Below are 20,076 nucleotides of genomic sequence, written 5' to 3' on the forward strand. Positions count from 1 at the left end.
CCGCTCTCGATCAGCTGACACGCCCGTAGACGCTCCTCATAGCTGGCCCGCCGTCCCAACCTCGCCATGCATGAATCGTCCCACAGACCATCCCAGAAAGTCCGAAAACCTATGAACGGATTAGATCCTTCTACACCGCCACAGCGGCCGCTCGCTCTGACCCTTTTCAGACACCCTCCAGTCCGTTTCCGCAGTTGCCGCTTCTTCGCAGATCCTCCGCGATGACGCGCATCAGAGTCCGGCTTTCGGCGTTTAACCATCGCTGGTGTCGCCGTCGGAAAGGACGTAACCCCGATTCATTCGCAAATCGTCCGGCAGGACAGGCATAGCGAGAGAGATTTCCCGCGTCTTAGGGGTGTCATTCACACGTTTGGAGGTGGTCGTGAACGCAGCGGATGAGCAAGGCTTCCGCGAGTTCGTCTCTGCGCGCTCTCCTGCCTTGATGCGACTCGGGTTTATGCTTACCAGCGGCGACCAGCATGAGGCCGAAGATCTGGTTCAGGCCGCGCTGGCGAAGCTAGCGGCCAAGTGGCGGCGAGTCGAGGCCCCCGAGGCATACGTCCGCCAGATCATGTACCGCCAGAAGGTGAACTGGTGGCGCATGATCGGGCGGCGCGGCAAGGTCATCCAGGTGGTGCCGCCCGATCGGCCGGGAGCCGACCGCGCGCAGCAAAGCGAACGGCGCATAGTGCTGCGCGACGCCCTGACCAAGCTCACCCCGAGGCAGCGTGCCGTGCTGGTGCTGCGCTACTTCGAGGACCTGTCGGAAGACCGGATCGCCAACATGCTCGGCTGCTCGGTCGGCACGGTGAGGAGCACCACGCAGCGATCACTTGCCCGGCTCCGGCAGATCGCCCCCGAACTGGCCGCGGAATTGGAGGCCACCACATGAACCGACTGCTTTGCGACAGCATGAAGGAGTGGGCCTGCGAGGTACGGGTGCCGCACGACCTGGCCGACCGGGCGCTACGGCGGCGCGCTTGGCCGCCTGTCGCAGCGACCGTCCTGGCCGCCGGGCTGGCCGTCGTCGTAGCCGTGCTCGCCGTCGGTCTGCGCGGCCAGGACACGACCGTACGTCCGGCGAACGGGATGGGTGTGCCCGTCCGGCCTAAGGTGACATCTGTGGACGTGCGAGCGGACATCGAGAACGCGCCGCCGAAGAAGTTTGTGGCGGCGGGCAACGTGGCCGTCTCCGCGTACTTCACCACCTGGTTGGAGAAGCTGCCCAACAATGCGGAGCGCTTGCGCCGTACCTGGCACCTGTACGACCCGCGAACCGACGGCTACGAGAAGACGGCGTGGGCCTGGCTGGACGTGGCACCGGGGCTCCAACTCGCGGCGGTGCTCCAGGGAGAGAAGATCGGCAGGCGGGTGGGCATTCTCGAGATGAACACCCGGCAGATCCTGACCTGGATCAACTTAAAGCACGACGTCGGCTCGGCTGTCTGGTCTCCTGACGGCACCAAGGTCCTGGCCACTGCGTACTCCCAATATCCGGAGCAGAGCCGAAAGCGGATGGGCAAGGACTCCTTCTCCATCGAGAACTTCGCCAGTCCTCGGATCGGCTACTACATCATCGACGTGGCCACCGGCGAGGCCATCTACCACCCGCTGCCGCCTCTCGGTCGCGATGGGCAGCCCGGAAACATGAACGGCCGCCAGGACCTTGGCTGGAGCCTGGACGGGTCCATGATCTGGGAGCCAACCGACACCATGCCCGACAGGTTGTGGCTGAGCCTCGACGGCACGCGACAGAATGACCCGGCCGGCGACCAGTACATCGAGTACTCGCCCTGGTCGAAGGTCTCGCCCGATGGCAAGCGGGTGCTCGGCCGCGACATGCCACCGTCGATATCAGGCAGGCAGGTCGTGTTGCAGCGGCTGGCTTGGGCTGACAACGACAACGTGCTGGCGCTGGGGTGCGCGGGCACGTGCGGGAGCGAGTTCAACAACGGCCTTGTGCTGGTCAGCGCAGATGGCAATCGCGGGATTCAGCTCACTGCGAGCCGCGGCCGTGGCGGTGACGAGTCCTGGGAGTGGGTGCTCACTCGGCGGAACTAGTGGCGCGTCACGCAACCTTGGCTGGATAACTGGTCCAGCTTCGGATGGGTGAGCTGGCGGCGAAGCTGGTCTTCGGCTGGGCGCGGGCGTTGCGCCAGCGGACGTAGCCGCCGATCGCCGTGTTCTGCTCCTCGTGGTGCGGTGGTCGGTGCCGTTGAGCCGGAGTTCCGCAGTTCCTGGTGGTGCTGGTGACACGGTTATGGGCAACAGGCCAGGTAAGCGGCGTTCGCGGTGGTGGCACAAGGAAGTCCGATCCGTGTCACTGGGAACACCGCTCGACACCTTGATCCTTAACGTCGTCCGAGGCCAGGGTGGTGCGTGTCACCAGTGGCGACACGAACTGCGGAACCCGGGTTGAGGGCGTAGTAGCGCAACGCGGCGAATTCGGACTCGATCCAGTTCAGCCATGAGCCGTAGGTGGGCAGGAACACCAGCTCGACGTCGTTGTCGGCGGCCCAGGCGCGGACCTGGGGGTGCTTGTGCAGCGAGTAGTTGTCCATGATCACGTACAGCCTCTCGCCGGGCCACCGCGAGCGCAGGGTCTTCAGGAAGGACAAGAACTCGCGCCACCGCTTGCGCCGGCGAATGCGGTAGTACAGCTTGCCGGTGGCCAGATCCAGCGCGGCGATCATGTGCATGACGCCGCAGTAGCGGTGGTAGGTGGCCCGCAGCCGGGCCGGGCTGCGGGCCGGCCGCCACCTCTTGCCCTTGCGGGGCATCAGGTTCAGCGGGCCGAACTCATCGGCGCAGATGACTCTCCCGCCGGTGGGCGGGTGATCGTATAACTCCAGTACCCGCTGCATGTTGGCGATGAAGTGCGGGTCGTTGGACGCCTTCCAGGTCGTGGTGGTCTGCCAGCTCACCCCGTTCTTGCGCAGGATGCGCCGCAGGTGCTCGCGGCTGATGGCGGCCACCACGCCGCGGGCGATGAGGTGTTCGGCCAGAGTGCGCAGACTCCAGGTGGAGTGGCCGGTGATGCCCCACTCGGCAGGGACCGTCCGGGCGATCAGGCAGATGTGCTCACGCACCTGCTCACTGATCGCCGCGGGCCGGCCCCTGCTCCATTTTGGGTCCAGCGCGTCGAACCCCCGCTCGTTGAAGGCGTGGATGACATCGCGCACATAATCGTCACTGACCTGCATCAACGAGGTGATGTCCGGGACGCTCTGGCCTTGCCCGGACATCATCACCACGATCGCCCGGCGCAGCTTGACCGGGTCCTTGACGGTCCGGGTGATGCGCTGGATCCTGCGGCCCTCCTCCATCGACAAGGGCCGGACGAACACATCCGGTGGACGAGCCACAACTACCTCCCGGTTTGCAGAGGCAGCCAGCCTTACGGGTTCACCGGTCGAGATCAATTACCCGGTAACGTTCCGGGACGTAACGACGCGGCGGGCGAACGCGTGCGCGGGAAGGCGTCTTTGAACGTTCGCCCCCGCCCTTCTCGAGGCCATCGGGGTGCCGACGAACCCCTGACAGAGGAGCTAGACTAACGCCCCTCAGCGCCTATGTCAGGAGAATATGCGGGCTTGCGTGCAGCGCCGTCCCGGTCAGCGCATGCGTTTCTTCTCAGCCTGCGGCGTGTATCCTAGGGGAATAGCCAGGCTGTCATTGGTCCGGCCCATTTGTCGCACCAGGCGCCAACCCTACGGATTCACCTCGTTTAACAATAATCGGTCGGGCGAACATACCAGGCATTGGAGGCGTATATATAATACGCTAGGAACTTATCCTGCCAGGGCAACACACATACGAAGCCATTGTCGCCTTCGCGATAGTCTACCTCGACTATGATGTAGCTCGACCCGCAGTGGTAGTACTGGAGACTCGCCCAGTCACCCTCCATCGTGCGGTAGGCGCCGCATGTCTTACCTATCGAAGGGTCGCCATCCGACGCCTGCGCTGCGGGGATCGCCAGACTGGCACTTGCCACAGCAGCGAGAATGACTGTAATTCGCGATACGGCCTTGAATAATCCCATAGTTCTCCTATACAACGATTACACTACGGCATGTATTAATAAATCGTTGGCACGATGCCACCTTCCGATTCACCCGACACTGCGGGAAGTAGATAAATTACCCAGGGCGCCTCTCTCAATTTCGGCGGTATCACCTACAATGTGAATCGCCGAGTATCCAAAAACAAGCGCTTCTGCTGACAAAAATAGCTGCTTTTCTGCCTGCCCCGCTACACCCGCTGGGACCAACTCGCCCCGCACCTCAACAGGCAGGGATCGGCTGCCGCGCCCGAAGCCGACGACGTCCTGGCTGTCCGCGCCGTCATGTACACCCCCAAGGTCCACAGCACCCCGGACAAACTCGACAGAGAGATCGCGCGATGCACTGCGGGCGCGAAGGCGATGGCGACGGTCGCGAGCTGGGCCAGCAGGGCAGGGTCGTGGTTGGGGAACAGCAACATGTCCAGATCCAAGAGACGGGATGGCCTGCCTGATGTAGCACGAACGCGACCACGCCGAGCACGGCGATCCATCGTCGGCCGAGCAGCACGGACAGCACCGGCAGGGCCGCGATGACGATCGGCTCGGCCAGATACAGGATCCAGATCGGCCGCTCCACAGCGACGGCCCCCGCGCCCCCCACGGCTTCGGCACCCTGGAGCAGTCCGGTCGCCGGCACGCCTGTCAGCATCACGAACGGCCACAGCGCCACGGCGAGCGCCAGCCCGGCACGCCAGGCCGGCGCGGAGACCGGACCGAAGGTTCGCCGCCCGTGGACGCGCACCGCGCCGCGTCGATCGAATAGGGACGGGTCCGGCCGAACCGCGCCCCGGCCAGGAGCACGCCGATCATCTCTTCCTCATGCCGCGCCCGGTGATCGCGCGGGTAGGCGGCCAGGAGGCGACGGTAGCGGGCTTCCAGCGGGCTCATGCCGTTCCTCCTGAGCCGATCGCGCGCAGGCGCGCGGTGGCCGCCTTGGCGTGCCTGCGCATCCGCTCGGCCTCCGCCGCCAGTCTCGCCGCACCGTCGCCCGTCAGCCGGTAGGAGCGGCGCACCCGGCCGTCGACGATCTCTTCCCGGTCCTCGCTGATCAGGCGCTCTTCCTGGATTCGGTCGAAAGCGGCGTACAGGGTGCCGGCGCGCAGGCGAACCTGGCCGTCACGACAGATCAGGGGTCAAGATGGCTCGCATGACGACGCCCTCCGCATGAGGCATAGCCGGACTGCTGACCGTACTGGCGGCGAACGGGGTACGGCGGCGTGTCACCGGCCGAGCGTCTCGCTATGCTTCTCACCGCCAGTATTGATCACACGTGTTGCGACGACCGTGCATCTGCGCCACCTCCACCGGGGCCGCGTTCGGGCTCGACCCTGGCTGCCAGTCTTCGGGGTCGAGCTGGACCAAAGCCTTGAGGTCGCGCGCTGTTCGGCGGCGTCACCTGCACCTCCTCCGACCCGTCCGGCCGGACCGTCCGCTTGCTCTCCACTCCGCCCACCGCCTCCTCGAACACCGCGTTCACCAGCCGGCCGACCGCTCGCGCGCTCGCGCGCCACGTAGAAGCTGCGGAGTGGCGGCTCCTCGGGCGGCGGGTTCAGCACGGCCTCGTTCATGGCGCGGTGGCAATCGGCGATTCGACGACAACGGCGCAGGCCAGCAGCCGGTGCCGGCCAGCGTCGTGGGCAGGACCTGATCGTGCGGTCTCCTGGCGTGCAGCCGAACTGCGCCCCTCACTGAACCCGAGGACGCTCTTGGCTCAGCAGCATATGACGTCTCCCCCGCCCTAAGGACAGGCCGCCCCGCTGTAGGCAACCGGTGACCAGGAACGCATCGTGCGCACCCCGCGCCCGGAAACCGTCACCACCCTGGCAGCTATGCAGCCGAGCCCGTGGCGCAGCCGACCGGAGCCCTGCCCCTTCCCCTCCCCCGCTCCCCCGGTCGGCGAGCGTCTGTTTTGTGCTTCAACATAATGCACCAAAGCGTCGGCCTTTACGTTGTAGATCCCTTATCCCAACTCAGCCCACTGGCTGCCTGGCGCGCCAACACGTGAGCCGCTGGCCATGCTGATGCGTACCGGATCGGCCAGCTCCAACCGCCCGGCCGCAGCCGCCATCCCTGCCGAAGAGAACAACGCCCCCACGGCGCAGCGCACCGCCGCCTTCATCGATGAGGCTGGCCTCCCCCACACCACCGAGATCGCCGCCCTGCTCGGCCTGACCTGGCACGTCACCCGCCCTCTCGCGAAGGCGGATCCGCCGATCAGCACGCTCGCGCATCTCGACGGCCTGACCGACGATGACATCACAAGCATCCCGGGTTCCGGGTCTGGCTGCCTCGGCAAGCTGAAGACCGCGTTCGCCACGGCCGCCACCCTCACCGGAGCCACCCCATAAGCGGGATCCGCCCCCTCCCCCGCCCCACCGAGCTCGTCCTGCACACAGTCGTGGTGGAAGTACCGCGCCCCCGACTTCCCCGCAGGCAGCGGGTACGCGCACATCACCGTCTGGCGCGCCCTCCACGCCGATGACATGCCCGGCCACCTGGTGGTGGCCACCGAGACCGGCATCGGCGTGTCCGTCACCAACGGGATCCACAACATCTGGGCGGCCCTGGTCTCCCTATACGGGTGACCCTGCTGGCTAACTCGGGGTTCCGACCGCGAGGGTCTGGTCGAGGCGGGCGAGGTGGCGGCAGTGTCTGACGCTGCTCGAGCACCACCCCGCCAACCTCCCCTACCGCTCGGGGCCGGGGCAGCTCGACGAGGCATGGGTACCGCGCGGCAGCACCGAGCCGTGCTGGCGGCCAACCCCGACCACGACCTGCTGAAGGCCTGGATGGATGAGCACGGTCCTCCCCTCCTCGACGCGGCCCGCAAAGCCGCCCAGGCGGAGCGCGTCTTCCAGGGCCGGAAGATCGAACGCAACCCGGACGAGTTCGTCGGCAAGACCGTCACTATGGCCGGCAAGAGCGGCATCCGCTGGGCGAACACCACCCTCGTTTCCGCCCACCATGGGATCCTGCGCCTGGAGGGCAGCGAGCAGGTCACCAACATCTTCGACGACGAGCCGGACCGGAAGCCAATCACCGACATGCGGAACAGCTCGGTGCCGTACTGGGAAATCGCCCGCAGCACCGTCCACCACGACACCAAAGACGAGGACTGAATCATGGACCTCGCGACCGAACGAGCCCTGCAGCTCCTCACCATGAGCGTGGACGAGCTGCTCGTCATGGCCAAAGCGCTGGAGGTGCCGCCACCGCTGCTGCTTGCCCCGGCCGGCAGCGGCGAGCGGGTGGAGGTTCTGCCCGGCATCGACGCCGGCGCCCATGAGGTGCTGGCGTGGCTTGACGGCACCGCGCCCGCCCCCGCCAGCGTGACCGACGAGGGAGCCGACGCGCGGGCCGAACTGCGATTACTCCGCGACCACTACGCGCTCGTCGAGGAGTGGTCGGCCCGCACCCGCGCCGCCGCGATCTCCGAGGCCCGCACCGGCGGCCAGCGGCAGGCGTGGCGAGACGCCGCTCGGCGGCACGCGCAGGCCGCTGAGCACGCGGTCGCCCGTATCGCGTTGCTCCGGAAGGCGATGCGGGCCAGCAGCGTTGCCTGTCCGCCGCTGCCCCCGGCGCTCATCCACCTGGATCTGCTCCCGAGTGACGATACCCTGACAGAGGGCAACCTCCGGCACGATGTAGGCGTCCTCTTGGGCATGTTGAGACACGTGAGGCGACGCTACTGGCACCTCCAGGCCGAGGCGATGGCGCGGCTGGGCTGCCCGAACCGTCCGCGCCTGTACGAACAGTACGGCCGCCCGGCGCTGGCCGGCGCCGCTGATGGTCCGGTGATGTCGCAGAAGATCGCCGAGCGGGTGGAGAAGCTCCTGCACATGCGTCAGGACAACGGCCGCCCCTACTGCGGTCTCCTCTTGTACGCCTTCCTCACCGGGACAGCGGTCGGCGCCCAGAACGTCATGTTCTCCGACATCGGCACGGGCACCTTCGACGACGACGGCACCAATATGCCGACCATGCTGATCGCGGCGTGCTGCCAGGCCGCGATCAACCAGGGGATGCTTGAGGCGGCGTAGATGACCGACGACGAGTACCGCCGAGAAACGCGGGTGTGCGCCGACTGCGAGGCCACGCCTGCCACGCCGGACGTGGCCACCATCAAGTGGGGGCGCGGGGACCTGGTGGTGACCGAGCACCACACCGGCGACTGCCCGGACTACCTCAAGCGGTGCAAACCGATCATGGACGACGCCAAGCGCACACTTGAGGACGACGTCGGGATCGTGAACCTGGCCGACCCGCACGAAGCCGGCGACAGCGCCGGCGAGCAGACCACCTGACCATCACGCGCAGTGATCGGGGCTGCCGGATCGCCGGGGCGAGCACCTACTGTCCGTCACCTCCCACGGGTCAGCGCAGGAACGCCGCGGTGTCGGCGTCGAGTCCCTGGTCCGGGACGGGGAGCACCTCGAACACGAATCGGCCGCCACCGCCGCGCCGGCCCCAGGTTGGTCGGGTTCCCCACCGCCAGGTCCGGAGCGTGCGGGCAGGACCTCGATCACGCGTTGCAGCACGGCCTGCGTCTCGGACAGGTCCGGGTCCATGGCGCGGAACTGAACCATCAGCGGATCTCCTTCGGGTTCGCGGCGGGAATGGCCAGGAGGCGGGTCAGCCAGCCGGGCACGGCAGGACCGGCAGGTCACGCTCGATCGTGTAGGCGCCGCCGTCCACTACAGAACCGGGCCCCACCAAGAAGCCGCGTCCGCCTGGGCCGGGGCCGCGGGTGTCGATTCCGGGGCCGAGCAGCGCTCGCGGGTCGCGGCCGGTGGTCGACCCGATGCGCTGGGCTGCTCTGCGTGGCAGAGCAGCCCGCTCAGGGAAGGCGGCTCGCGGTGCAGCCGTATGGGGAGGCTACAACAGGCTGCCAACAGCCGGAAGCGCCAGGCTCTGTGGCGGTGTGAGCGTGGGGTTGTGAATGCTTCTCGTATTTGTGATTCCGTCGCAAGCAAGAATGTGATGCACGTCATAGTAGGTGATTTTAGGCGTTTTGCGTTCTAGATCGAAAACCATCTACCACGGGAGATGACCTGGCGAAGCGTCGGTAAAACGTAGCGCGGGCTCAAATGGCGATCACCTGTAACACGGCTTTCGGGCCCACCGCCATTACCGGTGACTTAACGTGGGAGATAACTTCTTTCCCGCTCTCTTGCTGGCCGGCCGGATGACTCGATTGTCGACCGGCCGATTGGAGCCGGCCGACGAACCGGACAGAAGGGTCGTCGCGCTGTGGACAAGAAGGAGAACAAGATCAAGCACTGGTGGCGGAGCCGGAGATGGCCCGCCCCGCAGGAGCTCGCCCTCACGGCGGTCAACCTCGGGGTAACCATCTTCATCAGGCTCGGTGGCTGAGCCCAGGAGATACCTACTCGCTGGACCAGCCCCCGGCCTGATGCCAGGCTCCCCCGCGGAAAGGAGGAACCACGTCCCAGGGGCCTCGCACTAGTCGCTTGCCGGCGCGCAGTGCGGGGCTTCCTGCTGTTCGCCCTGGTAAGAGGGCTTGCCGTCCGTGAACAAGTTCATCCCGTGAACATGTTCACCGCTAGCATGTACTTAGCACTGTACCCGACTTTGTAGTTGGGCTTACATCACAGATTTAAGATTTCGCGTCAACAAGTGGCCCTGCTTAAAGCATGGCCCGGACATCCTGCTCAAAATGAGCAGCCGTAAATCAACATCGACTCTCGCCCATCGAGACTCTGACTACGTCATCGCACGCTGTGGCCTCGACCTCTCCAGGACGTTAAGCGGCGGGATCGACTACCTTCCCCTCTACCCCCGTGGAGAGGTGCCCCCCGGTGAGACGTCCGCCCGCTCCCCCGCCCATGCAGGAAGCGCAGACCTAAGCCCGGTTCTGGTACATCAGCAGCGGCTGCGGTCATCGCCTGGCCCGCCGCGCCGCCTTGTTCGGCGAAGCGCTCGGCCTTCAGATCGAGCACGAGCACGACGGCGCGCTGTGGCTGCGGCAGCACAAGATCCGGGCGGTCGGACGCGACCGCGGCATACGCCGCTTCTACCGGATTCTGGACCGGGTTCTCAGCCGCCGCCGGGGTGTACGCAGCGATCACCACAACCCGGCCGCCGCGTTCCTGGAGCAGTTGCGCGCCGCGCAGGAGGCTGGCATGGCCGTTGACCCGATCGCGTTCACCCGCTTCCGCCTGTCGTCCATCGAGCTGCTCACCCGCCAGGCCTCGCCCAAGCCGCCCCGCGTCGACCGCGCCCCCGACACCGCGTTCATACAGCAGGCGCCGCTCCTGCTGCTGCACAGGGTGGCCGTCGACCGGCAGCTCCTGGCCGAGCTGGAGGCACGTGGAAGCGCGACAACATCGAGTTCGCCCACAAGGGGAAGCTCCCGATCTGCCAGACCCCATGCTCGTGCCCGGTCGTATGCGCGCGGTGGAGCTGCTGGCCGAACAGTTCAAGGACCCCGAGTCGGGCATGAAGCATTGGCTGGAGGAGGTGGCCGAACGGTGGAGCTTGGGCGAGCAGCTTCGCACCGAGGACCTGCACCCGCTGGTCGCCTACTGCCGGATGAGCTCGGATCTGGACGATCCAGACGCGTTCCAGCAGGCCATCCTCGCCGAGCCGCAGGACGTGGCAGTGGTGTTCTCCGCGCGGCTGCATGACGACACCACGGTGGTGCGTACCAGCATGCCGGTGCGGGTCGGGGTAACCCGGTGAGCGGGTGGGTCGCAAAGGCGAGGACGGGTTCTGCCCGGTGATGACCCGCGACGGTGAGCTGCCTGTGGAGCTGGACTGGGACGCTCCCGGCCCGCAGCCGGGCCAGCGCGTGGCCGGCGAGTGCCGAAGCTGCGGGCGCCGCGGCGTCGTGTACGAGCCGCTGTTGGCCGACCCGGCGCAGGACGAGCTCGCCGAGCGGTTCGCTGCCTGGCTGGGCGGGATGCTCGACTGGACGTGGAGGTCGGCGAGCAAAACGCCCCCTCCACAAGGAATTGTTCGATCTCCACGCGCGGGTCGAAGCGGTGACGCTCGCCGACAGACCCGGCGCGACCCCGGCCAGGACTCTGCAGTTGCCCGTCCGGCGCCCACCGCTCACCGGAAAGAAGGACGTATAAATTCAGATCGCATGATGCGACCTGCACCGTTACCTACCTTGACCGCCGCGCTACGGCCAGTGCGGCCTGCCCGGGTCAGGTTAGGCTCGAGGGCGGTTCGGGCAGGGCCGCCAGGAGTCGGTCAAGCTTGGCGTCGACCTGCCCAAACCGCGTTTCCATCAGGTCTTTCAGGCGTTGCTCAAGCTGATCGAGGTGCCCCTTCGTCGCCAGCGAAGCGTTGCCGGCCATGATCTCCCCGAACACGGGTTCGGTGTACTCCAGGATCTCCTGACGGATGGTGTTGGGGAGTTGCTCCACCGCGGTCTTGATATCCCCAACGTCGACACCGACTCTAAAGGCGGCCGCTTCGAGTCGTTGAACGCGATCAGCGAGTTGCGCGCGGTGTTGGGGAGCGGTCATGTGGTCATCGTAGCTTGAGCACGTCCTCTCCTGGCCCGGTCCCCGTGCGTTCTCTAGGCTCTCCGAAGTTGTCGGATCAAGCAGCTTCGGGAAGGTCTCATGGACGAGCCAGTCCGTTGGAGAGTGGACTTCTATGACTTCACGGTTCCGCCTCCAGAAACAGATGATCCTGACGTTGGAAGGTTCGGTGACGTCCATCAACGAGCGGCCCGCAACGGGGCTCGTCATGGGACTCCGATCCTGACTTCTCCCTCGGCTCGGCCGGACGCGCGAATCAATCTGTTTTTCCGTACCTGCACGATGGCCGTCTCGGGGATGCTGACCTGGCGGCGGTACGCCTACACGCTGGTGGTCTGGCTGGACTTCCTGGATGTGGTCGGCCGCTCATGGGATAAAGGCCACCGCGGGGGACGTCGAGGCGTTCAAGGACTGGCGTTTGACGGATCTTCGCAACCCACGAGCGCATCCGCGCCACCTCCTTCGACACCGATCGTGCAGGGCTCAACAGTTTCTTCACCTGGGCCAGCGCGCGCTACGGGATTCGCAATCCGGTCCCTACCGTGCCGGCTGGCACCAGGGCGGCTGGTGTGCCGTCGGAGAGCGGTTATCGGCGCCGCCGGGATCCGCTCCGTCCGGCCGCCTCCAGCCGGCGGCAGGTTAAGTGGCTGCTGAGGCCCGCGCTGACACAGTGGCGGGACGTCGGTCTGCGCGGCTACGGCTTTGATGGGCTGCGCCGATCCGGATGGCGGGGCTTCAATGAGGATCGCGACGTCGCCTTCGTTGACGGCCTGTATGGCACGGGTCTGCGACTACGCGAGTGGTCGAGTGTGCTGGACGTCGAGTTGCCCCACTCCCAGGGGCGGCGCTTGCACCGGGCTTGGCTGGCGGAGCAGTGCATCAAGGGTGCGAAGGAAGGGCGGTATTACTGGGTTCCCCGGCGTGCCTTGCAGCAGGTGGAGGCGTACATGGATCCGATCGAAGGATCTCGTGCGGAGGTTGTCGCCCGGGTGCAGCGCCGGGGCCTTTACGAGCGGCTGCACGGCCTTCGGATCGTGGTCGGCCATAATGCCCGCGCTGGTGCGCTCTACGTCGAAGGGCGCGACGGCCCGGTACCTATCGCGCTGGATGTGCTGACCCACGACGAGAGGCAGCTGCTGTTTCGCCGGACTCCGGCAGGGTTGGAACCACTGTGGGTTTGGCTGTCGATCAACGGTCTGCCGAAGAAGCCCTACAGCTGGGAGGACACCTTCGCTGCGGCCAACGAGCGCGTCGCCCGCGCCTGGGCACAGACCCACCAGGTCGTAGGCGGACGGGAGGCGGAGCACGGCTGGGAAGTGCGGCCGTGCCCGTTGTGGGCCACACCCCACATGCTGCGACACAGCTTCGCGCTGCGGTGGTTTTCACTGCTGTCCCTGGTGGAGGAGCAACGGGTGGAGGGCCTGAGCGAGCGCGAGGCTGCGGACCTGCGCGAACAGTTGGGCGGCTTGTGGCTGCAATTGGCGGTTTTGATGGGGCATAAACATCCCGACACCACGCGCGAGCACTATCTCGAGCCATTCACCGGGTTGCGGGGGTCCTACCTGATGGAGCTTCTGGACGAGGACGAGCAGGCTGGAGTGGACGCTCTGGTGCGGGCTTTCGCGGCATCCACCGGAGCAGCCCTCGATCCGATCCAGTCCGGAGCCGAGCGGTGACAGCTCTGGCGGGACGAGGGCGCGGGGGCCGCCGCGCCGCAGTTCCTGGGCCGGGATGGCAGGCCCCGGACCGGCGGCCGGCCACCATGAAGGGGACGACGGTCGTCTTCTTCGAGGAGAGGACCGGTGCGCAGCTCAGCTTCGACTGTTCAGCGTTTCCGGTGGCCGTGCCGATGCAGCAATGGCTGGCGTGCAGGCTCAGCGAGCAGTTCAGCGCACGAAGCGGCACCAAGGGCGCGGTGATGGCCAAGAACTACTTCTACGCCGCCCGGTTCTTCGCACGGGCCTTGGCTGCGTGCGACGCCGCGCCGCGAACTCCGGCCGACCTGACTGCTGAGCACATCCAGGCATTCCGAGCCCGCTATTCGGACTCGCCTGCCGTCCTCCGGTCACACTTGAAGCTGTTGCGCGTCCTGCTGCGCGACTGTGACGATCTGGTGCCGTCCGCCCGCGACGACCTGATGCGGACCGGCTGCCGGAGGTTCCGCCCGTTGATCCGGTGCTCGACTACACCGACCACGAGTGGCAGGACATCATGACGGCCCTGCGCCGCACCATCCGCCTGGCCCGCGACCGCATCCGCACAGGAACCCTGCTACTGGCCCGCTATAGGTCCGGCGACGAGGGCTTGAATGATCGCGAAGCCCTCCAGGGCAGGTTGCTGGAGCAGTTCTGTGTCACCGGGGATCTGCCGCGCGTTGCGTCGGGTGGTTACCGGAAGGAGGTCGTGCGGGCCGGTGGTACCGCCGCCTTGCGCGCCATGCTCTGCCTGAGCCAGCCGGAGGCGACCGCGTTCGCGTTGCTGCTGTCCGCCTTGACCGCAGAGAACTTCGGCACCGTCGCGCGATGGCCTGCGGCCCACACGCGTCCCGACGGCGCTGCCGGCGCCTATGGGGTCGCGCTGGTGGAGGAGTCCAAGCCGCGCCGCGGCCCAGAGCGCGAGCACGTGATCGTCGCCCTTGAGGATCTTCCCGCCTCGCTGGGCGAGGTCATCGAGTCTGGGCAGCGCGAGGTCCCTCTGCTCCGTTCCTCGCTGCGGATCTATGAGCTACTGCTGGAACTGACGGCCGTGGCTCGGCATCTAACCGGTCACCCGAGCGCATTCATCTGCTGGGCGTCGAAGGCCGAGAAGCGCACCGGGCAGCCGTGGAGCACGGTGGTGTTGCCGCGACAGTGGGCTTTGGCCAACGGCTTCCCCGACGGGAGCCATGTCGAGCCCGGCGGAAAGCCCGCGATTCACAGCGGCCGGATCCGCCAGACCGCGCTCGAGTTGCGGCGCCGTCCTGTGGCTCACAGCCGCCACACGCTGCATGACCACTATCTGCGCCGCAGTCTCGCAATCCGGGCGGAGAGCCGCATCGTGGTCGCTGATGCCCTGCGCTCCCAAGTCGAGCAGGCACGCACCATCGAACGCGTGCTCGTGGTCTCCCAGGAGGTGGTGGACCGGGCCGAGACGGACCTCGATGCCGCCGCCGCAGAGACAGGTCTTGCTCCCCAGACGCTTGGCCGGATGCTGAGCGGGGCGCAGGATACGGCGATCACGGCCTGCACCGACCACCTGGCCGGGCCCCGCACCCCGCCCGGGACGTCGTGCATGGAATCCTCTCGCGTCTGCCTGACATGCGAGAACGCACGGGCTCTCCCGCACCACCTCCCGGTTCAGCTCGCCACGCATGACCGTATTCTCGCCTTGCGCCCCAACCTCGACCCCGCCACCTGGAGCGTCCGCTACCAGGACACAGCAGCACGGTTGAAGGACATCCTCGACCACTACGGGCCCACCGAGCAGGCCCGCGCCCGGACAGCCCTTACCCCCGCCCAGCTGCAGCTGGTGGAGGACCTGATGGAGGGAAGGATGGACCTGCGATGACCTTCCCCCTCACGGACGGGATCCCGCAACCCCATGAGAACCCGATGGCGGTGCCCTGGCCCTCGGCGGACGTTGTCATCCTGCGCAACCGCCCGCTGCGTCTGGGCACTCCCGCATCGCGCCTATCGCGTTACGGCGATGACGTCTGGCACCTGGCTCCAGCTCACCGCGACGCGCACATCGCCGTCACCGCCATTTCCTGGGCGACCTTTCCCGAATCGCTCCGACCGCACTTCAAAGCCTTCTTCCTGGCCGCGCTTGACCAGCCGGTCCCCGTCGACCCCACCGGTCGGCAGACTCCCGGCCAGCAGGCCAGTATCGGCACCTTCTCCCAATGGATCATGGACATGCGGACGCTGGCCCACTGGCTCGACCAGCACGGGGTGCACGACCTGCGCCGCCTGCGGGAGTCAGACCTGGAGGTGCTCCTGGCACACGTACGCGCTCTGGAACGGTCTGCAGGCCGCAAGGCCGACTTGCTGAGCACTGTCCGATCTCTGTGGTTGTTCCGCGATCATCTGCCCGCGCCCTGCCGCCTGGAGTGTCCCTACCCCTGGCCGGGCCAGAGCGCCAACGAGCTGGCTGGCGTCACCGCATTGCGTAACACCGAGAACAAGACCCCGCGCATCGCCGAAGACTCGATGCAAGCACTGCTGGCCTGGGCGCTGGTGATGATCGAGCAGATGGGACCGGACATCTGTGGTGCTCGGCGAGAGTACGCGGCCCTTGAAGCCGGTGATCATCCCTCGCAGGCTGAGTTTCGCGGCACCCCTCGGCCAGCGTCTGCCGCGCTTTCTGGAACGCTGCCGCGCCGAAGGGCGACCACTGCCCGGGCGCCTCGATCCGGCCGCCGGCGTTCCGATGGTGAACACCGGGCACATTCTCCGGCTCGTCGGCATCTCACCGGCCAGTCGGGCGGGATTGTCCGCGGGCCAAAGGCGCCTGCTGGCCACCAGCGCTCTCCCCATTGGCGTCGGCAGTCCTATCGGCGCCATCACCGGTACCATCGGGGGTCGTCCCTGGCGGTCGCGCCCGATCTCAGTCGATGAGCTGCCCACGCTGGTCCGGCTACTCAGCGCAGCCCTATTCGCGGCAATCAGCTACCTGTCCGGGATGAGGCCGGGCGAAGTCCTCAACCTGCGGCGCGGCTGCCGCGGGATCGACACGGAGACCGGAGAACTCCTCGTCCATGGGTTTCGCGGCAAGGGCTACGACCGCGCTCCAGACGCACCGGGCGCGACGGAACCGGAGCGTCCGTGGGTTGTGGTAGATGTCGTCCACCAGGCCATTCAACTGCTGGAAGATCTACACGATCTCCCCCTGCTGTTCCCCGCCAGCCTGGTCGTCGCCCGCCAGGACCGCCCGGCCGAAGTCCACGCCCGCGACGGGAAGTCGATGAACGACGACATCGACGGCTTCATCACCTGGATCAACACGCACTTTCGCCCGGTGGACAGCACCCCAGCGATTCCCGCCGATCCCCACGGCCGCATCATTGCCTCCCGCTTCCGCCGGACGCTGGCCCGCTTCATCGTGCGCCGCCCGCGAGGGCTGATCGCCGCCGCCCTGCAATACGGCCATATCCACACGAAAGTGACCTTGAATTATGCGGGCCGCGGTGACCAGGTGTGCGCGGTCACTCAAGATGTTGATGAAGGTGACACCGGCGTTGAGCATGGTCAGATGTGGAACGACCCCGCCGAGGGTGCTCGGGCGAGGTCGTGGTGTTCAAGCTGGCGTGGTGATGCTCACTCTGGCGCGGCGGATTCGTTGACGGCGGTGCGGGCGGCGGATTCGTCGACGATGGTCTTGCCGGCGGCGTAGGTGGCCAGCAGGGACAGCCGTCCGAGGTTGTTGACCGAGCGGGGATAGCCGCGGGCGGTTTCGTGGATGAGGGCGATGGCGTCGTCGCTGAAGAGCGGGTCGGAGCGGCCGGCGAGGGTCATGTGGTGCCGGATGTAGTCGGCGGTCTCCTCGGGCGTCATCCCGGTCATGTGGTAGCGGGCGGAGATGCGCTGGCCGAGGGCGGCCAGCACGCCGAGCTTGATCTTGCGTTTGAGGGTGGGCTGGCCGATCAGCAAGGTGGCGAACGGGGAGGAACTGTCCATGTCGAAGTTCGTCAGCATACGCACCGACTCGAGCTGAACGTGGGCCAGCATGTGCGCCTCGTCGATCACGAGCACGGGTGTGCGGCCCCGCTCCACCTGTTCGGTCGCCAGCATGTCGCTGGCCTGGGGGATCAGGGTGGCCTTCTGGTTCTTGGGGAACCGCCCAGGGCGGTGACGATGGCCGTGTGGATGCCGCGTACTCCGACATCGGGGTTGCCGAGGTAGATGACGAGGTGCCGGGCCGGGTCCAGACCGAAGATCGCGGCCCTGGTGGCGGCGGTCTTGCCGACTCCCACTTCGCCGGTGACTACGCCCAACGCTCGTTCGGCGACGCACCAGGCGATGCGGGCGATGGCTTCGGAGTGGGCGGCATGGCGGTGCAGCATGGCGGGGGCCAGGCCCCGCCCGAACGGGGTCTTCGATAGGCCGAAGTAGCCCTGGAGCTTGTCCATCATGGGAGAGTCGTCGTCACTTTCTCGCCGCCGAGGCCGGGCAGAGCGGGTGCTGGAGGAGTCAGGTACTGGGGTCGGCAGGACCGGGGCGACCTGCGAGGCAGGCCGGTCGAGGGGCTGGGGCGGGCCGGGGTCGGCTGCGGGATCGCTGCCGGGGTCGATGCCAGACTGGGGGTCGTTCTCGCCGGTCATGGCGCGTCATCGCCCAAGTGTTCTTCGTCAACATCGTGGCCGCTGTCCTGGTCAGGGGCTTGTCGGCGGGGGTCGGTAAGGGCGGCGTAGTTGATGCCGGTGGCGACGTGCTGGTCGTGGCTGGTCTCCAGCAGGCGCAGGTAGTCGATGCCGGTCGAGGTCGGTTCGGGAGCCGGGGGCATCTCGGGTTTTGCCTTGGGGTGGGCGTTGCGGGTGATGGCCTGCGGGATCGCCATCCCCTGCGGCCTGCCGTTCCAGCGGACCTCCACCATGTTCAGATCGAACGGGTCGAAGACCAGCTCAACGGTGCGGCCGATCAAGGATGCGTCGACCTGGTAGAAGTTTGAGAACAGCTGGACCGTGCTGGTCTTGCAGACCTGCTGGCGTTCGCTCCACTTGAACGCCTCGGTCAGCGCCGCCGGGGTCGGGGTCGGGAACGGCGCGTCCGCGCAGCCGGCCATCCATCGCTGCAGGGGTGTCTGACCGGTCTCGGAGTGGACACGCCGATGATAGGCGGTCTCCACCCAGGCCGTGAACAGCCGGTTCAGCTCGGTCAGGCTGGTGACCTTCGTCCCTGAGGTCTCCCCGTCACCGGCGATCTCGACCAGGAACTGGCGCCTGACCTCGCCGAACCACCGCTCGATCTTCCCCCGGCCTTCCGGCCGGCCCGGCGCCGAATGCGCGATCTTGATGCCGAGGCGGGCCGCGGCTCGTTTCACCGAGGCATCGACCATCGCGCTGCCGTTATCGAAGTAGATCATCTGCGGGACGCCCCGCGCCGCGAGCGCGGGCCGCAACGCGGCGGCCAGGCGGACGGTGTCTTCGAAATAGCCCCACCGATGACCGACGACCAGGCGGCTGTGGTCGTCGATGAACGCGAAGAGAAACGTTTTTCGACCTGCGATCTTGGGCCCGTGAAGCGCATCGCCGGTCCAGATACCTGGCGGCGGCTGCCCCAGAACAGCGAAATCATGATCATCTGGTCGGCGATCACACAGATAGGTATGCGACAACTTCGGCGCCGTCCTGGTCGAATTCAACGGCGAGCACGACCACGTCCACCTGCTGGTCCACTACCCGCCCAAAGTCGCCCTGTCGGTCCTGGTCAACTCCCTCAAAGGCGTCTCGGCCCGGCTCCTGCGCAAAGAGTTCGGCCCGCACGTCCGCCAATATCTGTGGGGCGGGCACTTTTGGTCTCCGTCTTACTTCGCCGCGTCCTGCGGCGGCGCCCCGCTGTCGATCATCAAGGAATACATCGAGAACCAGAAACGGCCAGGCTGAGCAGCTCACGGCGTGCAACTGTCACGGCACCACTCGGGCCTGGAGGCCCTCCCGCGCTGCCGTTTCCTCCCCGGGCGTAAACGCCCGGGGTTCCACGCCAGATCACGCTGAAGAAAACCATGTACGAGACCCGCGCGTACGACAACGAGACCGACGGCCCCGTGGTGGTCATCGTGGCGCCAGCACCCACGACGTATCCCGACTGGCCAGCCTGCTCAACGGCAGCACGCCCAACAGCGAGCAGTGCCGCCTGGCCGGCCAGATCGCCCGCCAGGTACGGCGGCCGCCCCGCGCTCGAACTGCTCGCCGAGCCGGCGGACCCGACCTGCTCACCCCGTGGGGCGGGACCAAGCCCAAAGACCTCCGCCCAGATGCGCGTGGCCAGGTTGACGTTATGGATCTCCTTGACCAGGACCAGCTCGACGCCAGTGTGCGCGGCGCTTCCGCGGAGGTCAGGCAGGGTTGGCGAAGAGACGTGGTGGATGGGGCGCCCACGATGCGACATGCCTGGTCTATCTGGGTCGGCGCCCTCGTCAATCGCCGCAGCAATAGCGCCCGGATAGGCGGTCTGGCCCAGAGCGCTCGCAGCTAGTGCCTCAGCGATGGAGCCCTCGCCGCGACGAGCCAGGCGGATGCGCACGATGTTGGGCACCCCCAGAGCCGGGGACGATCCCGGCGGCCCGCGGCGGCACGTCGACCTGTTTGTCTGCTGTGCTCTGGTCTGTCTCCAGCGCCCGCACCATCAAATGCCACCCGGAGCAGGACAGACCTCCTCATCGCGGGTCGGCGTCTTTGATCACGCAGGGGTTAACGCTGATCAGCCGTTGAGCCGTCGACGCGTAGGGTCCGGACATGCGTGCAGGCATCACCGGGACAGTTGTTGCCGCGACCGTGGCCGGCTGCGCCGGCCGTTGGTG

At 66.9% G+C, this 20,076-nt stretch carries 23 protein-coding genes and 1 pseudogene; 14 read left to right on the forward strand and 10 right to left on the reverse strand.

Annotation, left to right across the window (positions count from 1 at the left end; translation table 11 throughout):
• Nucleotides 1-382 precede the first annotated feature (382 nt).
• Nucleotides 383-892 carry a SigE family RNA polymerase sigma factor gene (locus ACTWPW_RS57135; protein WP_443173985.1) on the forward strand — a complete coding sequence of 170 codons (510 nt, stop codon included), beginning with the start codon at nucleotides 383-385 and terminating at the stop codon, nucleotides 890-892.
• 47 nt (nucleotides 893-939) lie between these two features.
• Nucleotides 940-2,061 carry a hypothetical protein gene (locus ACTWPW_RS57140; RefSeq protein WP_443173986.1) on the forward strand — a complete coding sequence of 374 codons (1,122 nt, stop codon included), beginning with the start codon at nucleotides 940-942 and terminating at the stop codon, nucleotides 2,059-2,061.
• 290 nt (nucleotides 2,062-2,351) lie between these two features.
• Here ACTWPW_RS57140 and ACTWPW_RS57145 read toward each other — a convergent pair whose 3' ends face one another.
• From ACTWPW_RS57145 to ACTWPW_RS57160, 4 genes are all read right to left on the reverse strand, one after another.
• On the reverse strand, nucleotides 2,352-3,365 hold the full coding sequence (locus ACTWPW_RS57145) for an IS630 family transposase (protein ID WP_443173987.1): 1,014 nt from the start codon (nucleotides 3,363-3,365) through the stop codon (nucleotides 2,352-2,354).
• Between the two features lie 362 nt (nucleotides 3,366-3,727).
• Nucleotides 3,728-4,045 carry a DUF6355 family natural product biosynthesis protein gene (locus ACTWPW_RS57150; RefSeq protein WP_443173988.1) on the reverse strand — a complete coding sequence of 106 codons (318 nt, stop codon included), beginning with the start codon at nucleotides 4,043-4,045 and terminating at the stop codon, nucleotides 3,728-3,730.
• Between the two features lie 669 nt (nucleotides 4,046-4,714).
• A complete protein-coding gene (locus ACTWPW_RS57155) occupies nucleotides 4,715-4,954 on the reverse strand; it encodes a hypothetical protein (RefSeq protein ID WP_443173989.1) in 240 nt (79 codons plus the stop codon).
• Entirely contained in the window at nucleotides 4,951-5,196 is a 246-nt protein-coding gene (locus tag ACTWPW_RS57160) for a helix-turn-helix transcriptional regulator (RefSeq protein ID WP_443174007.1), read from the reverse strand. Before ACTWPW_RS57160 ends, ACTWPW_RS57155 begins: the two co-directional genes overlap by 4 nt.
• 885 nt (nucleotides 5,197-6,081) lie before the next feature.
• Between ACTWPW_RS57160 and ACTWPW_RS57165 the strand changes: the two genes are divergently transcribed.
• The 5 genes from ACTWPW_RS57165 to ACTWPW_RS57185 all read left to right on the forward strand — a co-directional run bounded on the left by ACTWPW_RS57165 (nucleotide 6,082) and on the right by ACTWPW_RS57185 (nucleotide 9,439).
• Complete coding sequence (locus ACTWPW_RS57165) at nucleotides 6,082-6,414, forward strand: hypothetical protein (protein ID WP_443173990.1); 333 nt, start codon at nucleotides 6,082-6,084, stop codon at nucleotides 6,412-6,414.
• 399 nt (nucleotides 6,415-6,813) lie between these two features.
• Entirely contained in the window at nucleotides 6,814-7,185 is a 372-nt protein-coding gene (locus ACTWPW_RS57170) for a hypothetical protein (RefSeq protein WP_443173991.1), read from the forward strand.
• Nucleotides 7,186-7,188: 3 nt separating this feature from the next.
• Entirely contained in the window at nucleotides 7,189-8,106 is a 918-nt protein-coding gene (locus ACTWPW_RS57175; RefSeq protein WP_443173992.1) for a hypothetical protein, read from the forward strand.
• Nucleotides 8,107-8,370 (forward strand): hypothetical protein, encoded by a 264-nt coding sequence (locus ACTWPW_RS57180; protein ID WP_443173993.1) that lies wholly within the window; start codon nucleotides 8,107-8,109, stop codon nucleotides 8,368-8,370. It abuts the gene before it with no gap.
• Between the two features lie 946 nt (nucleotides 8,371-9,316).
• The gene (locus ACTWPW_RS57185; protein WP_443173994.1) at nucleotides 9,317-9,439 is read left to right on the forward strand and encodes a hypothetical protein; all 123 of its coding nucleotides are present in this window, start codon (nucleotides 9,317-9,319) and stop codon (nucleotides 9,437-9,439) included.
• Nucleotides 9,440-9,795: 356 nt separating this feature from the next.
• On the opposite strand, the gene ACTWPW_RS57190 is transcribed toward ACTWPW_RS57185, so the two are convergent.
• The gene (locus tag ACTWPW_RS57190) at nucleotides 9,796-10,353 is read right to left on the reverse strand and encodes a hypothetical protein (RefSeq protein ID WP_443173995.1); all 558 of its coding nucleotides are present in this window, start codon (nucleotides 10,351-10,353) and stop codon (nucleotides 9,796-9,798) included.
• Between the two features lie 130 nt (nucleotides 10,354-10,483).
• On the opposite strand from ACTWPW_RS57190, the gene ACTWPW_RS57195 reads away from it, so the two are divergent.
• Nucleotides 10,484-10,768: a hypothetical protein gene (locus ACTWPW_RS57195; protein WP_443173996.1), complete on the forward strand. Its 285-nt coding sequence runs from the start codon at nucleotides 10,484-10,486 to the stop codon at nucleotides 10,766-10,768.
• Nucleotides 10,769-11,238: 470 nt separating this feature from the next.
• On the opposite strand, the gene ACTWPW_RS57200 is transcribed toward ACTWPW_RS57195, so the two are convergent.
• On the reverse strand, nucleotides 11,239-11,562 hold the full coding sequence (locus ACTWPW_RS57200; RefSeq protein ID WP_443173997.1) for a hypothetical protein: 324 nt from the start codon (nucleotides 11,560-11,562) through the stop codon (nucleotides 11,239-11,241).
• Nucleotides 11,563-12,149: 587 nt separating this feature from the next.
• On the opposite strand from ACTWPW_RS57200, the gene ACTWPW_RS57205 reads away from it, so the two are divergent.
• From ACTWPW_RS57205 to ACTWPW_RS57225, 5 genes are all read left to right on the forward strand, one after another.
• Nucleotides 12,150-13,256, forward strand: coding sequence for a hypothetical protein (locus tag ACTWPW_RS57205; protein ID WP_443173998.1), 1,107 nt, complete (start codon nucleotides 12,150-12,152; stop codon nucleotides 13,254-13,256).
• Between the two features lie 86 nt (nucleotides 13,257-13,342).
• Nucleotides 13,343-13,795, forward strand: coding sequence for a hypothetical protein (locus ACTWPW_RS57210; protein ID WP_443173999.1), 453 nt, complete (start codon nucleotides 13,343-13,345; stop codon nucleotides 13,793-13,795).
• Nucleotides 13,756-15,126, forward strand: coding sequence for a hypothetical protein (locus ACTWPW_RS57215; protein WP_443174000.1), 1,371 nt, complete (start codon nucleotides 13,756-13,758; stop codon nucleotides 15,124-15,126). Before ACTWPW_RS57210 ends, ACTWPW_RS57215 begins: the two co-directional genes overlap by 40 nt.
• On the forward strand, nucleotides 15,123-16,175 hold the full coding sequence (locus tag ACTWPW_RS57220; protein ID WP_443174001.1) for a hypothetical protein: 1,053 nt from the start codon (nucleotides 15,123-15,125) through the stop codon (nucleotides 16,173-16,175). Before ACTWPW_RS57215 ends, ACTWPW_RS57220 begins: the two co-directional genes overlap by 4 nt.
• A 64-nt stretch (nucleotides 16,176-16,239) precedes the next feature.
• Nucleotides 16,240-16,950: a hypothetical protein gene (locus ACTWPW_RS57225; protein ID WP_443174002.1), complete on the forward strand. Its 711-nt coding sequence runs from the start codon at nucleotides 16,240-16,242 to the stop codon at nucleotides 16,948-16,950.
• Here ACTWPW_RS57225 and ACTWPW_RS57230 read toward each other — a convergent pair.
• The 3 genes from ACTWPW_RS57230 to ACTWPW_RS57240 all read right to left on the reverse strand — a co-directional run bounded on the left by ACTWPW_RS57230 (nucleotide 16,875) and on the right by ACTWPW_RS57240 (nucleotide 18,918).
• Nucleotides 16,875-17,348: an ExeA family protein gene (locus ACTWPW_RS57230; protein WP_443174003.1), complete on the reverse strand. Its 474-nt coding sequence runs from the start codon at nucleotides 17,346-17,348 to the stop codon at nucleotides 16,875-16,877. The two genes, ACTWPW_RS57225 and ACTWPW_RS57230, sit on opposite strands and share 76 nt — an antisense overlap.
• Nucleotides 17,349-17,365: 17 nt before the next feature.
• Nucleotides 17,366-17,689, reverse strand: a complete 324-nt coding sequence (locus ACTWPW_RS57235) for a hypothetical protein (RefSeq protein ID WP_443174004.1) — start codon at nucleotides 17,687-17,689, stop codon at nucleotides 17,366-17,368.
• 185 nt (nucleotides 17,690-17,874) lie between these two features.
• Entirely contained in the window at nucleotides 17,875-18,918 is a 1,044-nt protein-coding gene (locus ACTWPW_RS57240) for a DDE-type integrase/transposase/recombinase (RefSeq protein ID WP_443174005.1), read from the reverse strand.
• Here ACTWPW_RS57240 and tnpA point away from each other — a divergent pair.
• Nucleotides 18,881-19,159: pseudogene (gene tnpA, locus ACTWPW_RS57245) on the forward strand (IS200/IS605 family transposase); the annotation flags it as partial. The gene ACTWPW_RS57240 and the pseudogene tnpA sit on opposite strands and share 38 nt — an antisense overlap.
• Here the strand turns inward: tnpA and ACTWPW_RS57250 are convergent.
• Complete coding sequence (locus ACTWPW_RS57250) at nucleotides 19,122-19,811, reverse strand: hypothetical protein (RefSeq protein ID WP_443174006.1); 690 nt, start codon at nucleotides 19,809-19,811, stop codon at nucleotides 19,122-19,124. The pseudogene tnpA and the gene ACTWPW_RS57250 overlap by 38 nt on opposite strands.
• Nucleotides 19,812-20,076 lie beyond the last annotated feature (265 nt).

Origin of the sequence: Nonomuraea sp. KM90, assembly GCF_052246675.1 — a bacterium.
Classification (GTDB): Bacteria; Actinomycetota; Actinomycetes; order Streptosporangiales; family Streptosporangiaceae; genus Nonomuraea.

What these genes read in the sequence shown, in the direction of transcription:
- ACTWPW_RS57180 (WP_443173993.1), top strand. Translation starts at nt 8,107, where the DNA reads ATGACCGACGACGAGTACCGCCGAGAAACGCGGGTGTGCGCCGACTGC.
- ACTWPW_RS57210 (WP_443173999.1), top strand. Translation starts at nt 13,343, where the DNA reads ATGAAGGGGACGACGGTCGTCTTCTTCGAGGAGAGGACCGGTGCGCAG.
- ACTWPW_RS57235 (WP_443174004.1), bottom strand. Translation starts at nt 17,689, where the DNA reads ATGATGGACAAGCTCCAGGGCTACTTCGGCCTATCGAAGACCCCGTTC.
- ACTWPW_RS57220 (WP_443174001.1), top strand. Translation starts at nt 15,123, where the DNA reads ATGACCTTCCCCCTCACGGACGGGATCCCGCAACCCCATGAGAACCCG.
- ACTWPW_RS57150 (WP_443173988.1), bottom strand. Translation starts at nt 4,045, where the DNA reads ATGGGATTATTCAAGGCCGTATCGCGAATTACAGTCATTCTCGCTGCT.
- ACTWPW_RS57200 (WP_443173997.1), bottom strand. Translation starts at nt 11,562, where the DNA reads ATGACCGCTCCCCAACACCGCGCGCAACTCGCTGATCGCGTTCAACGA.
- ACTWPW_RS57165 (WP_443173990.1), top strand. Translation starts at nt 6,082, where the DNA reads ATGCTGATGCGTACCGGATCGGCCAGCTCCAACCGCCCGGCCGCAGCC.
- ACTWPW_RS57175 (WP_443173992.1), top strand. Translation starts at nt 7,189, where the DNA reads ATGGACCTCGCGACCGAACGAGCCCTGCAGCTCCTCACCATGAGCGTG.
- ACTWPW_RS57225 (WP_443174002.1), top strand. Translation starts at nt 16,240, where the DNA reads ATGAGGCCGGGCGAAGTCCTCAACCTGCGGCGCGGCTGCCGCGGGATC.
- ACTWPW_RS57155 (WP_443173989.1), bottom strand. Translation starts at nt 4,954, where the DNA reads ATGAGCCCGCTGGAAGCCCGCTACCGTCGCCTCCTGGCCGCCTACCCG.
- ACTWPW_RS57230 (WP_443174003.1), bottom strand. Translation starts at nt 17,348, where the DNA reads ATGCTGGCGACCGAACAGGTGGAGCGGGGCCGCACACCCGTGCTCGTG.